This window comes from Porphyromonas sp. COT-239 OH1446 (genome assembly GCF_000768875.1).
Classification (GTDB): Bacteria; Bacteroidota; Bacteroidia; order Bacteroidales; family Porphyromonadaceae; genus Porphyromonas.
The window spans coordinates 42,772-56,517 of the sequence record NZ_JRAO01000007.1 but is presented as its reverse complement, the minus strand read 5'-3'; the positions used below and the strand labels follow the sequence as shown (position 1 = coordinate 56,517).

General features: G+C 51.7%; 9 protein-coding genes. All 9 read left to right on the top strand.

All coding sequences use genetic code 11. The features are described 5' to 3' along the window. The first annotated feature begins 516 nt into the window (after positions 1-516). The 9 genes from HQ37_RS01355 to HQ37_RS01315 all read left to right on the top strand — a co-directional run bounded on the left by HQ37_RS01355 (position 517) and on the right by HQ37_RS01315 (position 13,736). Positions 517-2,808 (top strand): TonB-dependent receptor domain-containing protein, encoded by a 2,292-nt coding sequence (locus HQ37_RS01355; RefSeq protein WP_081951714.1) that lies wholly within the window; start codon positions 517-519, stop codon positions 2,806-2,808. Positions 2,809-2,825: 17 nt separating this feature from the next. Beyond that, positions 2,826-6,194, top strand: a complete 3,369-nt coding sequence (locus HQ37_RS01350) for a SusC/RagA family TonB-linked outer membrane protein (RefSeq protein ID WP_036879331.1) — start codon at positions 2,826-2,828, stop codon at positions 6,192-6,194. A gap of 17 nt (positions 6,195-6,211) precedes the next feature. Beyond that, the gene (locus HQ37_RS01345) at positions 6,212-7,744 is read left to right on the top strand and encodes a RagB/SusD family nutrient uptake outer membrane protein (RefSeq protein WP_052080673.1); all 1,533 of its coding nucleotides are present in this window, start codon (positions 6,212-6,214) and stop codon (positions 7,742-7,744) included. A 12-nt stretch (positions 7,745-7,756) separates the two neighbouring features. Next, on the top strand, positions 7,757-8,719 hold the full coding sequence (locus HQ37_RS01340) for a putative zinc-binding metallopeptidase (protein WP_036879328.1): 963 nt from the start codon (positions 7,757-7,759) through the stop codon (positions 8,717-8,719). A gap of 13 nt (positions 8,720-8,732) precedes the next feature. Then, on the top strand, positions 8,733-9,746 hold the full coding sequence (locus tag HQ37_RS01335) for a DUF4302 domain-containing protein (protein WP_036879315.1): 1,014 nt from the start codon (positions 8,733-8,735) through the stop codon (positions 9,744-9,746). Between the two features lie 79 nt (positions 9,747-9,825). Continuing rightward, positions 9,826-10,425: a hypothetical protein gene (locus HQ37_RS01330; RefSeq protein ID WP_036879313.1), complete on the top strand. Its 600-nt coding sequence runs from the start codon at positions 9,826-9,828 to the stop codon at positions 10,423-10,425. A 24-nt stretch (positions 10,426-10,449) separates the two neighbouring features. Continuing rightward, positions 10,450-11,589 carry a DUF4856 domain-containing protein gene (locus HQ37_RS01325; protein WP_160215057.1) on the top strand — a complete coding sequence of 380 codons (1,140 nt, stop codon included), beginning with the start codon at positions 10,450-10,452 and terminating at the stop codon, positions 11,587-11,589. Positions 11,590-11,627: 38 nt separating this feature from the next. After that, positions 11,628-12,779 carry a fibronectin type III domain-containing protein gene (locus tag HQ37_RS01320; RefSeq protein WP_152566758.1) on the top strand — a complete coding sequence of 384 codons (1,152 nt, stop codon included), beginning with the start codon at positions 11,628-11,630 and terminating at the stop codon, positions 12,777-12,779. Between the two features lie 60 nt (positions 12,780-12,839). After that, entirely contained in the window at positions 12,840-13,736 is an 897-nt protein-coding gene (locus tag HQ37_RS01315; protein WP_036879301.1) for a hypothetical protein, read from the top strand. Positions 13,737-13,746 lie beyond the last annotated feature (10 nt).

Below are 13,746 nucleotides of genomic sequence, written 5' to 3'. Positions count from 1 at the left end.
ATAAAGATACTAAATATCTCCCACTCTTGCAATAAAAACACCTCCTATTTTGAAACCGAAAAGACGGCAGTCCTTATACCGAACTCACGTCTACTTAGATCTCTGTTGCGATCCTACTGAGGCCTGTGCTGCATGCCTCCTGAGACCTCCATCAAAGGCCTATCTAGGGCCTCACTCGAGGTCCTGCCGAGCATTCTTTAGAGGGGCTATCGTGGCCTTGATCGCCCCCTGATCGAGTGTGGGAGAAGCCTTTCCAAGGCGAATGCCTACCGCAGAGCCTAGGGCAGGAGGTCCAGCAAGCCAGGCCAATCCATCGCTTGAGAAATTTTATCATGGAAGTTTCTCCCCATTCCTCCCATCGACCCTCCTGGTGCTACCTACATTGCGGTATGATTGTTGATGGGGGTTATTCCAAATACCTAATAATGGGGATACCCGGAGCCTCGGGCTTGGGGTAACTTTGCACCCGATTTATGCTTCCCTCGAGGGGATAGCCCTCGTAGCCAAATCATCTATATGCAACGAATATTAATCATTTTACTCTGCTCTGCAGGCATCTGCTCTCTTTCCGCTCAGACTAACAAATACCCCAAGGAGCAGGAGATCGCAGATTCGACACGCGTCCTGCAGGAGCTCGTCGTACAATCTCGACAGATCCTCGGGAGCAAGTTTCAGGCACAGAACCGTACGGGCTCGGCCTACTATATATCCCCTCTAGAGATCCAAAAGTTAGGGTACACAGACATCAACCGCATGCTCAAGGCCGTCCCTGGGGTGAACCTCTACGAAGAGGATGGCTTCGGCTTGCGCCCCAATATCTCCCTGCGTGGTACTAAGGCCGAGCGTAGTGAGCGTATCACGATCATGGAGGATGGCATCCTCGCAGCTCCAGCCCCCTACTCTTCTCCTGCGGCATACTACTTCCCCAACGCAGCCCGTATGCAGGCCGTTGAGGTGCTCAAGGGGAGTAGCCAGGTACAGTATGGCCCCTTCACCACTGGGGGAGCGATTAATATGGTCTCGGCTGCTATTCCTCATCGCTTTGCGGGCAAGCTCAACACGAGCTACGGGAGCTATGGTACATTCAAGGCGCATGCACAGCTCGGGGATAGCTTTCGCCACTGGGGCTATATGGTTGAGTATCTTAGGATGCAGAGTGATGGTTTCAAACGCCTCTCCGATGGGCAGAAGGCTGGCCTGGAGCGCAATGACCTCATTGCCAAGCTGAGGGTGAATACCGATCAGAGCGAGGATACAAACCACGCCCTCGAACTTAAGTTTGGCTATGCGAACGAAGATTCAGACGAGACTTATGTGGGCTTGACAGAGGCGGATTTTGCCCTCAAACCCTTCGTCCGCTATCTCGGTTCTCAGAAAGATAATATCAAAACGAAGCATGTACAGCTCGTGGCGACCTACCTCCTCTCTTTGGGCTTCAATACCAAGATCACGGCCAATGCCTATCATAACTACTTCCATCGTAATTGGTACAAACTTAACGACGTGCGTGCTGGCCATACCAAGGGCGAGAAGAGATCGCTCGAGCAGGTACTCTCCGAGCCAGAGATCAACTCTGTCTACTATGAGATCCTCACAGGGCAGAGAGATTACCTGGAGGATGGGCTCATCATGCGGGCGAACAACCGATCTTACTATTCTTCTGGACTACAGGCTAAGGCTGAGCACAAGCTACGTCTAGGGGGCGTCTATATGAATCTAGAGGCGGGGCTGCGCTATCACCAAGACCTAGAGGATCGCTACCAGTGGGATGATGCCTACTCGATGAAGGGTGGTGTGATGACTCTCTACCTCGCCGGTATCCACGGAGCTCAGGCCAATCGTATTACCTCGGCCAATGCCCTGGCGAGCCACCTACTGGCCAAGCTCGCCTGGGGTAATATTACGCTTACTACTGGGCTGCGCTACGAGGATATTCGCCTCCTTCGCAACGATATGGGGCGTGAAGATCCGCGCCGTACGGGGATGCGTCGCCATGAGCTGACCAATGCCGCTCGAGTGCTGATCCCTAGTGCTGGGATCAGTGTCAAGCTCTTTCGTGGAGCTTCGGTCTTCTTCGGTGCGCACAAGGGCTTTGCCCCTCCAGGCATCACGGACATCCCTCGGATAGTTCCCCATCGTAGCCTCATCCCCGAGGGGGGCTTCCAGCAGCAGAAGCCCGAGGAGAGTATCAACATGGAGCTCGGAGGCCGCTTCACTAGAGGCAATCTACATGTCGAGCTCATTGGCTTCTACAACAACTACAGTAATATGCTCGGTAGCGACCTGGCTGCTGCAGGTGGGTTGGGGACGCTTGAGCAGTTCAACATCGGTCGGGCCATTGTGCACGGAGCAGAGTTCTTAGCTCGCTACCAGCCACTGCCCGAGAGTTGGCGCATTGGCCTTCCTCTACAGCTCTCCTATACCTATACTGATACGGAGATGCGCAATGCCTTCGTAAGCAATTCATGGGGTAAGGTGGATATTGGGGACGAGATCCCCTATATCGCTCAGCATACCCTCAATGCGCAGATCGGCCTCGAGCATCGATGGGCAGATCTCCACCTAAGTATGCGCTACAACAGCGATATGCGTACCAAGCCAGGGCAGGGGAGCATTGCCGAGCGTGAGCTCATCCCCAACCACACTGTTTGGGACGCCTCGGCACGCATACACCTAAGCCGCAAGATTAGCCTGTCGGTCAATGCGATTAATATTACCAACAAGACCTACCTCACCTCTCGCCATCCATCGGGCCTCAGGCCTGGGCATCCTAGAGGCTTCTATCTAGGTATGAGTGCTAAGCTATAGAAGACCCATTGCTCGATATGAAAACGCTATTATATAGATTGATCCTTTCCCTCGCTCTCATCTCTAGCTCTCTGACCCTCCTGGCACAGGAGCGGCAGAGGATCACTGGGGAGGTCAAGGACGAGTTCGGGGAGCCTGTTGTCGGTGTTTCAGTATTTGTTTCGGGGACTAAGCTCGGGACGAGTACTGATGCCAATGGGCGCTTTACCCTTGTGGCGGAGATAGGCCAAAGCCTCAAGCTGAGCTCTATTGGCTTCGCTACCCAGATCGTCAAGATCACCAAGCAGCACCTCAAGATCACAATGCGGGAGGATGTAGCCTTGACCGAGCAGCTCGTAGTCAATGGCTATCAGAAGGTCAAGAGCCGCGTCTACACGGGTGCTGCGACCTCGGTCAAGATGCAGGAGATCAAGCTCGATGGTATGGCCGATGTCTCTCGTATGCTCGAGGGACGTGTGCCAGGGCTATCCATACAGAATATCTCTGGGAGCTTCGGTTCTGCCCCTCGTATCAACATTCGTGGGGGGGCTTCGATCATCGGCAACGTCCAGCCCCTTTGGGTTATCGACGGCGCAGTCTACGAAGATCTTGTCTCTCTGAGTCTTGACCAGCTCACCTCGGGAGATGCCGTTACCCTTATTAGCTCGGCAGTAGCAGGGCTTAACCCCTCAGATATAGATGATATTCAGGTGCTCAAAGATGCTTCGGCAACATCCGTCTACGGGGCTCGAGCCCTCAATGGTGTGATCGTGGTGTCGACGAAGAGTGGTAAGCGCAATACTCCCAATCGGGTGTATTACTCCTCGGAGTATAGCTTCCGCCTCAAGCCTAGCTACGACGACTTTGGCCTGCTCAACTCGCAGGAGACGATGTCCATCTACCTCGAGATGCAGAGCAAGGGACACTTTGGCCTTCGGGAGTCGCTCTATGGCCGTCGCTCAGGGGTCTTCCATCAGCTCTATAAAGCTTACACGAAGATAGATCCCAGCACTGGGAGCTTCCTCCTGCCCAATACGCCTGAGGCAACAAGGGCCTTTCTCAAGCGTCATGAGTATGCCAATACCGATTGGTTCTCCGAGCTCTTTACCCTTACGCCTACGGCTAGCCACAATCTGAGCTTCTCTGGAGGCTCAGATCAGGTCGCTACACGAGCCTCGGTGAGCTACTTCCACGATGGTGGCTGGACACTCTCGGATCAAGTGAAGCGTATCACGGCAAACCTGAAGACAGATTTTTTCCTCGCAGAGGCCTTTACCGCCTCGCTCTCGGCACAGGGCAACTTGCGCCAGCAGAAAGCCCCTGGTACAGTTCCTCAGAGGAAGAATGCAGCCCTGGGGAGCTTCGAGCGAGACTTCGATATCAATCCCTTCGCCTATGCTTTAGGCACGAGTCGGACGCTGCGTCCTAGAGATGAGCGAGGGCAGCTGGAATATTATCGAAACAACTGGGCTCCCTTCAACATCCTCAACGAATACGAGAACAATAAGATGGGGATTGATTTGCTTGACTTCAAGCTACAAGGGGAGCTCTCCTACAAGGTCAATAAGCACCTCGAAGCCAAGGCCCTGCTCTCGGTGCGCAGTGCTTTTACAAGCATTGAGCATCAGATCCACGAGGGCTCTAATGTCGTGCAAGCCTTCCGAGCTAACGAGACCCCCGACGTCGCTCGGGAGAATATCTACCTGCTGCACAATCGGGAGAACCCCCTCCTACAGCCCCAGGTCGCCCTAACCCACGGGGGAATCTACAACAAGACCGAGACCAAGTTGCGCAGTTACCTCGGCCGTATTGCTCTAGACTATAATAGGAGCTTCGGAGAGCATGACCTCAAGGGGTTTGCCTTCTTCGAAGTGCGCTATGCCGATCGTAGCATCAACCCCTTCCAGGGCTATGGCATCCAGTATGACCGAGGCAATCAGATCTTTAGCAATCCTCTTATCTTCCGCAAGCTCATCAGTGAGGGTAGCCATTACTTCTCTCTCAATAATCGCTATGAGAGAGGTGTTACAACCTCTTGGAGCGGAACTTATGGCTATGCTGGTAAGTATATCGTCAACGCTGTACTCAACTACGAGGGCTCGAACACCGCTGGTCGTAGCTCTCGCTCTCGCTGGTTACCTACCTGGAATATTGGGGGGAAGTGGAATGTAGATCGAGAGGATTTCTTCCAAAAGAGCGAGAACCTCTCTAGGCTCTCCCTGAGGGCAAGCTATGGTCTGACGGCCAAGATGAACGAGCAGGCCCTCAACTCGAGTGCAGTCTTTGAGAATACGATTATTAACCGCCTCTCTCTAGAGGATCGAGAGAATGCCCTGCGCATCCGCCATTTGGAGAATAGAGACCTCAGCTGGGAGAAGATGTACGAGCTCAACCTCGGCCTCGATGCCGCCTGGCTTAACAATCGCATCACAACCACGATAGACCTCTACCAGCGCAATGCCTTCGATCTCATTGACCTCGTGCGTACCTCTGGGATAGGGGGCGAGTACTACAAGTATGCGAACTTCGGGGATATGCAGACCCGAGGTCTCGAGATCGCCCTGCATACGAAAAACGTTGTCTCTAGTCTCTTTAACTGGTCTTCTTCCTTGACCTTGAGCTACATGAACCAGCGGATTACCCGCTTGCTCAATACGCCCAACACCTTCGACATGGTCTCTGGGCGTGGTCGAGGCAATATCGAGGGCTTCCCCAAGGGATCGCTCTTCTCCTTCAACTTCCAGGGGCTAAGTGACCAGGGGCTACCGACATTTGACTTCGGCCGCTATCCGCTGAGCAGTCATCGCTTCGCCCCCAGCACTGGGGCTGATTTCCTCGATACTCAGTATTCTAAGAGTTACCTTCTTTATCACGGCCCTATCGAACCGAATCTGATTGGAGGACTGTCAAATACCTTCAGATACAAGGGCTGGGAGCTCTCCTTCTTCATCACGGCTCAGGCTGGGAATAAAATCCGCCTCAACCCTACTTTCGACCCCGCCTTCGGAGATCTGAATGTCTTCTCCAAGGACTACTACGACCGCTGGCTCGTACAGGGAGACGAATACAAGACCGATGTGCCTACGCTACCCTCGGTGGACCTTATCCGAGAGGTCGGTCGAGAGAGCCTCGAGAGAGCTTACAATACCTACAACTTCTCTCAGGTTCGGGTAGCCGATGGTAGCTTCGTCAGGATGAAGAGCATCTCGCTGGCCTATGCCCTGCCTGACAGAGCTCTGAAGGCTCTGCATCTGCACTCGGCCAATATTCGGCTCAACATTACCAATCCGTTCTTGATCTATTCAGACCCTGCACTCAGAGGCCAAGACCCCGAGTTCTACAAGTCGGGTGGGGTAGCTCTGCCTACACCTAAGCAGTATACGCTGACTTTAAACCTCGGCCTCTAAACCTATTCGAGACAAAGATGATGATTCACTACAAACGCTATATCCTCCTCCTCTTGGCCGTTACCCTCTTCGGGGGGTGTGGCAAGTACCTTGACGTAACGCCCGACTCCTCGTTCGACGTTGTGATCGATAGCGAGGAGAAGATCGCCGAGCTGCTCACGGGGGCTTATCCCGATGCCAGCTACTTCCCCTTTCTTGAGACCCGTACGGACAATGTGGGGCAGAGAACCTACGGAGAGCATTATCAGCTTAACGAGGCCATGTACTTTTGGGAGGATTATGATCAGGAGGATCTAGACACGCCGCTAGCCTACTGGAATGCCTGCTACAGAGGCATTGCCCAGGCGAATAAGGCCCTAGAGCTTCTCAAGAAATACCCCAAGACCGACCGAGTGAAGGCTCTCTATGCAGAGGCCTTCCTGCTGCGTGCCTATCTACACTTCATGCTGGTGAACGTTTGGGCAGAGCCCTACCGAGGGGAGGAGTCGAAGCTATCCCCAGGAATCCCTTATCTAAAGCATCCTGAGAAGCATGCCCTCGTACACTACAGCCGGGGCACAGTGGCTGAGGTGTATGAGCAGATTGAGCAGGATCTCAAGCTCGGTATTACCTTGGTCAGTGATGCCTATTATCTCAAGCCCAAGTTCCACTTCAACAAGAAGGCAGCCTATGCTTTCGCCTCGAGATTCTACCTTATGAAAGGGCAGTGGCAGGAGGTCGTCGAGTACTCGAACTATGTCCTAGGGGCAACGCCCAAGATGATGCTCCGAGATTGGGCCTCGTATGAGAAAGAATTCCGCTTCAATCGCCTTAGTTTGCATCGACGTTATTGCTCTACGGCTGAACCCTCGAACCTCTTGCTTACGACCACCGAGTCTCGATGGGCTAGAGACCTGCCGAACCAAACCTATGGTACGACCCTCGCAGAGATGAAGGATATCTATAACAACAGGGGTTTCAGTGGCTGCACAGACTATGAGAAGGTTAATCTGTCTCTGCCCTATGTGTTTAACTCCTCAAATTCCCCGATCAAAGAGGGGGTCTATACGGCGAAGTTTGGAGAGCTATCCCTCTTTGGAAGTACAGGCGTACGTCCTAGAGATCTCTATGTAACCAATGTTTTGCTCTCGGCCGATGAGGTGCTACTCAATCGCATGGAGGCCTACACCATGCTTCTGAAATATGATCAGGCCATTGATGACCTACTGACACTTATGCAGGCCAAGTATCATGTGATTCCTCCTTGTGCACGAAGTGTCTACACCAATTCTGATAGGCAAGTGGGGCAAGATTTAACTCCTTTCTATGGATTGTCTCGTAAGCAGCTAGGTCTGCTCAAGATCATCTTAGATTTCCGTCAGAAGGAATTCCTGCATGAAGGGCTTCGCTGGTTCGATATTCGACGTTTCTATATATCTCTTAAGAGAAATAGTCACCATCCGCTCTATCGTCCTCTCGACAAGGATGACTATCGCAAGGTACTTCAGATCCCTGTCGAGGCGATCCGCCGAGGCCTCGAGCCTAACCCTCGCAACAAGATTGCCCATTGAAGATAAGCTAAGATGAAACGAATTACAGTGCGTAAGATACACCTAGTGAGCTTCCTAGTGGGATGCTTAGCTCTGTCTGCATGTCAGAAGGAGGCTTTGGATGCAAACAGTGTGATCGACAAGTATCTCCCCCTCGAGAAGCGAACGGAGCTAGATCGATGGATCTCCTCCGAATTTACCCCATACAACCTGCAGGTTCTCTATCGATGGCAGAAGGAGCACTTCCCTTCGGGCAGCGTAGCTATCCCACCTAAGACTGAGCAGGTGAAGCCCGTGCTAGAGGCCGTCAAGATGCTTCTGCTCAACCTCTATACCCAAAGCAAGGCTGGGGGGAAAGACTTCTTCAAGGACAAGGGATTTGTGCGCCTCTCCCTACTCGGAGGCTATGAGCTCGAGGATAATGGCGTGCTCATGAGGCTTTGGTATCCGAGGACTGCGAGCAACGAGCTCTTCGCTTTCGATGTAAATGCCTACGACCATAGGGACAAGCAGAGTATCTATCGGCTCATGCGAAGCATCCACCATCAGTTCGCCCGTAGGCTGATCGAGCAGATCCCCTATGACCGAGATGCTTTCCTTGCAATTGCCCCAAAGGCTTATGGATCTCTAGCTCTTCCTCCCTCGCCCTCGGAGGTGTATCGGCGCGTGGGGCTGAGTCCCTATGCCCATCGCAGAGGCTTCTATACGCTCTACTCCATGGCCGGCCCTGAGCAGGAGTTTGCCGAGATCATCAGCGTGATGCTCCTACATACCGCTGTCGAACTCAAGGCAGTGGAGGATGTCGCAGCCCGACCCATCGACCCCGAAGATCCTCAGTCTGTGGCAGAGGCTGCAGAGGCCTATCGAGCTCTAAGGGCCAAGCGAACCTTTGTGGAGCGCTACTTCAAGCATCAAGTGGGCATCAGCCTGAGCCGCTTACAGCTCTTGAGCCTCAAGCAGCTCGATACCTACTACAAGCAGCATCAGATCAAGTAAACGAAATTGCCCTATGATAAGACCCTATCTACTCTCGGCCCTTGTGTGCCTCCTGGCCGCAGGCTGTCAGCAGCCTATAGCCTTCGAAGACTCCCCAGCCGAGCGTACCCAGAGACATATCGAGGCCTTTAGAGAGGTGCTAACCTCTGCATCACATGGCTGGCAGATGAGCTACTTCCCTCGGGTAGACTCGCTCCTCTTCCGCAACCCTAGCCTGCGCCTCGACTGGACTGATGTTACGAAGGAGAAGTACGGCTATGGAGGCTACCTCGCTCTAATGAAGTTTTCCCCTGATCGTCGTCTAGAGATCAAGGCGGACTTCTCAGCCTCTGAGGCTCAGTCTGCTGTTCAGGGGGAGTATGATGTTCGGCTGGGTAGTAGCCTGCAGCTGAGCCTGACGACCTATACACCCCTGCATAAGCTGGTTACCAGCGAGCTGTCCGGGGTTTCGGACTTCGTCTATCGCTATAGAGACTATCAGGGGCGGTTGATCTTCACCACTGGGGTCTCGGCCGAGGGCAATAGACCCTACATCGTCCTCACACCCCTAAAGAGCGAGCAGGAGTGGCAACATACGGCCGAGAAGGCCCTCGAGCATCGTCGCCTCTTCGAGAAGATGGTACACCCACAGATTACGATCCGTCGAGGCAGCCGAGTGTTTTTTCAAAGCGATGCGCCCTTCAAAGATCCTCGAGGAGACTTGAGACTCGAGCAGGAGCGCAACCGAAAGCGATATCACATCTTCCTTTCACTCATAGAGAAGTACTCTCCTATCTTCAGAGGGTATAATGGCATTGGTTCGGGTTATGTTGGTACTGGTGAGGGGTTGTCATTTAGACCTGGTTTCCAGTATGATGGCAAGATTACTTTCACTGACTTTGAATATCGAGATGGTCGATTTGTCGCTGAGCTAGTATCTGTTTATAATCCTGAGCGGCAGAGATTTCTCTTTGAGAGCAAGCATCTGTATCCTGATGGTGAGCCTACGAGTTATGTTGCGGAGATCTTCGATACTCATCAACCATAAATAGAGCCTTCATTGTATGATGAAACAAAATCCTTTACGCTCCCTCTGTGGAGCTGTTACTGCATTATCTCTAGGTGCTATGTCTTTTAGAAAAGTTATTTATCTCTTTGCTCTCGTCCTGTTGATCGGCTCGTGCTCCGATAAACCTTTAGATGAGAAGGATGAGGATTATAATGCCCTCTTTCCCTTTGGTGGAATCAGTAAACCCGAGATCTCCTTCGAGGATATGACCCGTATGCCTTGTGACCCTGAGATGGCACTCAGTGCCTACAAGTATCCAGGTGTCGCGATCGATGAAGATGCACGGGACTATGTCGTAACGCTGCGTTGCCTCTTCACCCAGCCTGAGGGTGAGGCTAAGGCCAATTACTCAGTCCGTTATATCAGTGCAGACAAGAAGATTTGCATCGCTAGCTCCAATCCTGCTAGTGATGTGGCTACGGACTTACTCATCGCTGGTCAAGAGTTGGTCAAGACTTTCACAGTACGTTCGGGCTATCCACTATACTTGAGTGTTTCGGGGGTAGCTCCTCGCGGCTCGATGATCTCGGCGAGCATCTCCGCTCGATCGGTCGATGGCCTAGTGGTCGTACCTACGCTCGAGAGCAAGCAGTCTCAGAATAAGGAGGGCCCCAACCCCATTGCCTCGCCTTACTGCGAATACATCATCCTTCCTTAAGTCATGTCCATACAGCAGTCTATTATGCATAGAACTTTGGCCCTTTGTATGGTGCTGAGCCTTGCGCTCGTGTCTTGTCAGAGCCCTATACTCCAGACGGTCGAGACCGGGGATCAACTCTTACAAGAGCAAGACCCTAAGTATAAATTCTCTCGCAACCAAGAGAGTAGTGTCGATATCCAAGAGGCTGAGCTTCTCTTAGCAACGTTCAAGGAGCTCAATGATCGCTTCTTTGACCAAGCCTACATATTAACCTCGGAGCAGATGAGTGCTGTCCGAACGCTTTGGGATCGGGGGCTCTATGGCTACGCTCCTAGAGACTATATTGCTCGCTCGAGCAAACATGGTGGTCAAAGGGGGCAGATCCTCTCAGATCTAGATACTCAGATAGCCTCTGTGGCCCGTATTTCGGGTTTGGGCTCGGATAATCCCGGTAGGCATCGTCGTCGAGAGGCTCAGCCCGGACAGACGGGTTACATCGATGGAGAACGGACAGGTCGCTTCGTCTTTTCCGATGAACAAGGTTTGGTTGTCTCTCAATCGCTTAAAGCAATGATCCTTGGGGCGATGAATATCGACCAAATCCTCAATGTCCATCTTGATGAGGCTGTAGTCTCTAATCGCCAGCTCATCGACGACCATGAGCATCAAGTATTGATCAAAGGGCGTAACTATACTGCTCTAGAGCACCATTGGGATCTAGCCTATGGCTATTATCTACAGGGATTGAGAGCTTGGGCGATGGGCAACGGCATTAGAGCCCTCAGAGAGACCTCTCGACGTCTCGATCTAGCCTTTACCCTTGGGCGCATAGATATTGGTTACCATCTTTATGATATGCTGCCCCAGCATGTCGAGACGATCCGTCGAGAGATCGCTGTTGTTATCAGGACAAGGATCAAACACCTGCTCATTGGTGGCAATACTATGGCTAATCTGAGGGAGCATGCCCCTTTCGCTTTCCCGATGCTTTCGGATGCCTATGGGCTGATCTATTGCTTACAGTTCCTAAGAGATCCTAGGCATGGAAAGCCCTACTTCTCATACCAAGAGGTTCAGGCAATGCTACATAGACTGCTTCGTGGACGTGGTTTTTGGGATCATGAATTACTCGATCAGGAGCTCTCTAAACTTGTCGGGGAGATTGAGCAACGTATGCAATAACAAATTCTTTAATCAATAAAACTAAAATCGTTGAAGTAATGAAGAAACTATTATCCATCTTCGCTTTAGTTTGCCTTTTTGTGCCCCATGTGCTCTTCGGGCAGACTGAGCAGGAGAACTTGTGGTATAATCCTGGCTTCGAAAAGCTGGGCTCTCACCACGATGACCCTATCTTTGACCGCTGGTCTCTGCGTGGAAATTATATTGGCAAATTCAATTTCGAGCAGAGCAATCCTCATTCGGGCAACTACTGTTTGAGGCTCTTCCCTAACGAACGCGTGTTCCTTTCGATTTTTGGAGAAGATGAGGATGATCTCAACCTGGAGAAATTCCCCATAAAAGCAGGCGAGAAGATGACTTTCAGCTACTGGCACAGAGGAACGCTAGACAAGCTCGCCCTCGAGCTGACTGTCAGGGTGTACAATGATCCCAAGGATGAACCTATTTTGACGAAGAAGATCATTGGCTCTGGTGTGCGTACTCAAGCCGAGTGGGCAGAGAAGGTAATCCCTATCGTTATTAACCAGGAGGATCTCCCCAAGGAGAAGAGAGGAGAGAAGATCTCTTGGATAGAGATTCTGCTTGAGGTTCCTTTCGTTTTCAATTCTCCAAAGGTGATTTATGTGGACGACTTCTCTCTTATCCGTGGCGAACGTATGCCCAAGGTAGAGCTTGAAGCCCCTCGTTCGCTTGATCATACTGCCTACGAGAGAGAGATAGAACTGGCGTGGGATCAAGTTCTAGATGCCGAAGTCAGCTGGGAGGTAGAGGCTGCTGGCAAGACTTATCAAACTAAGGAGAATCGATTCACTGTGCCAGATCTCGAACCAGCGACAGAATATACGGTTAAGGTGCGTGCTCGCAAGGGGACGCATAAGTCCAGTGATCAGGCCATTAAGGTGCGTACTGCTGCTATATCCAAGACGGTGGATGATGTGACTCGTCTGCCTCATTTGCGTACCCTAAGCAAGCAGGGGGTAGCTAAGAAGGTGATCCATCTCTTCTATCAAGATCTCTATAAGGAGTCTCAGACTAAGTTTTCCTATTGGATCAATGGCCAAAAGGTCGAGCCTCAGGGCCATACATTGACCTTCCCTCGTATAGGGGAGCACCAGGAGCTTAAGATCGAGATCCGAGAGTCTGCTGATAGAGTTTGGGTGCTGACCTATGACTTGGAGGTTGTTGAATAGTATAGACTATGTGCTATCTCAGAGCAGTTGCCAATTATTAATTAAAAGAATAAGAACGAAATGAAGCGTATATCCCTATACATTGCACTCATTGTGCTGATAGTCTCATCTTGTAAGAAGGCGGACGAACCTAAGATCCCTGAGATCGAGATCGGGGGCAAGCTTACAGAGATCATTCTTGATAAGGAGACGAATCAAGACGTAGCCCTATCGGGAGGGAATGGTAAGTTTTCAGTTTCTGTCCGAGACTCTCGCATTCTAGAGGCTCGTATCGAGGGCTCTTACCTTAAACTTAAAGGGCTCGAGTATGGCGAGACCATTGTGCTGATTCGATCGCATAATAAGCAGAAGACCCTTACAGTTAAGGTACAACGGTCGGAACTAAACCTGCCTGAGGCGAGCTTGACACTCTATCCAGGTCAGGAGCGTCAGGATATTCGTGTGATTGGTGGAGGTGATGATGTTGTCGTCGAAGAGGAAGACCCCGAGGAGGCTATTATCTTCGAGTGGGAGGCTAAGACTGGTTCGCTCAAACTCCGAGCCACACACGAGGGGGAGGCCAAGCTGATATTTAAGACGCAAGACAATCGTCCTGCTAAGGAGCTCTTGATCAGAGTCAAGGCAGATAACAATGTGTCGCACAAAGTGGGCTTCTATAACACTAGCCATAAGGAGCTCAGAGAGCACTTCCCAGCCCTTTTGTATGCCTATCGTGCGGGCAAGATGGCTTGGATCTCCAGCTCTCCTAGCCTACAGCTGGATCAGCAGCGTGTGTTTATCCCAGCGATACTGAACCCAGAGAAAGGCAAGCGTATCGAGACCAAAATTACTTTCGTCAATGTTAGTGATTATACGACGGGAAACTATTCACTTCTTGTTGAGGAAGTTCTCACCGACAAGAAGCTCGTAACGCTGAGAGGTAAGGGTATGAAACTCGTAGTCCCCTACGGCAACTAAGTCCGTCATC

What these genes read in the sequence shown, in the direction of transcription:
- HQ37_RS01325 (WP_160215057.1), top strand. Translation starts at nt 10,450, where the DNA reads ATGCATAGAACTTTGGCCCTTTGTATGGTGCTGAGCCTTGCGCTCGTG.
- HQ37_RS01340 (WP_036879328.1), top strand. Translation starts at nt 7,757, where the DNA reads ATGAAACGAATTACAGTGCGTAAGATACACCTAGTGAGCTTCCTAGTG.
- HQ37_RS01345 (WP_052080673.1), top strand. Translation starts at nt 6,212, where the DNA reads ATGATGATTCACTACAAACGCTATATCCTCCTCCTCTTGGCCGTTACC.
- HQ37_RS01315 (WP_036879301.1), top strand. Translation starts at nt 12,840, where the DNA reads ATGAAGCGTATATCCCTATACATTGCACTCATTGTGCTGATAGTCTCA.
- HQ37_RS01355 (WP_081951714.1), top strand. Translation starts at nt 517, where the DNA reads ATGCAACGAATATTAATCATTTTACTCTGCTCTGCAGGCATCTGCTCT.
- HQ37_RS01330 (WP_036879313.1), top strand. Translation starts at nt 9,826, where the DNA reads ATGTCTTTTAGAAAAGTTATTTATCTCTTTGCTCTCGTCCTGTTGATC.
- HQ37_RS01335 (WP_036879315.1), top strand. Translation starts at nt 8,733, where the DNA reads ATGATAAGACCCTATCTACTCTCGGCCCTTGTGTGCCTCCTGGCCGCA.
- HQ37_RS01320 (WP_152566758.1), top strand. Translation starts at nt 11,628, where the DNA reads ATGAAGAAACTATTATCCATCTTCGCTTTAGTTTGCCTTTTTGTGCCC.
- HQ37_RS01350 (WP_036879331.1), top strand. Translation starts at nt 2,826, where the DNA reads ATGAAAACGCTATTATATAGATTGATCCTTTCCCTCGCTCTCATCTCT.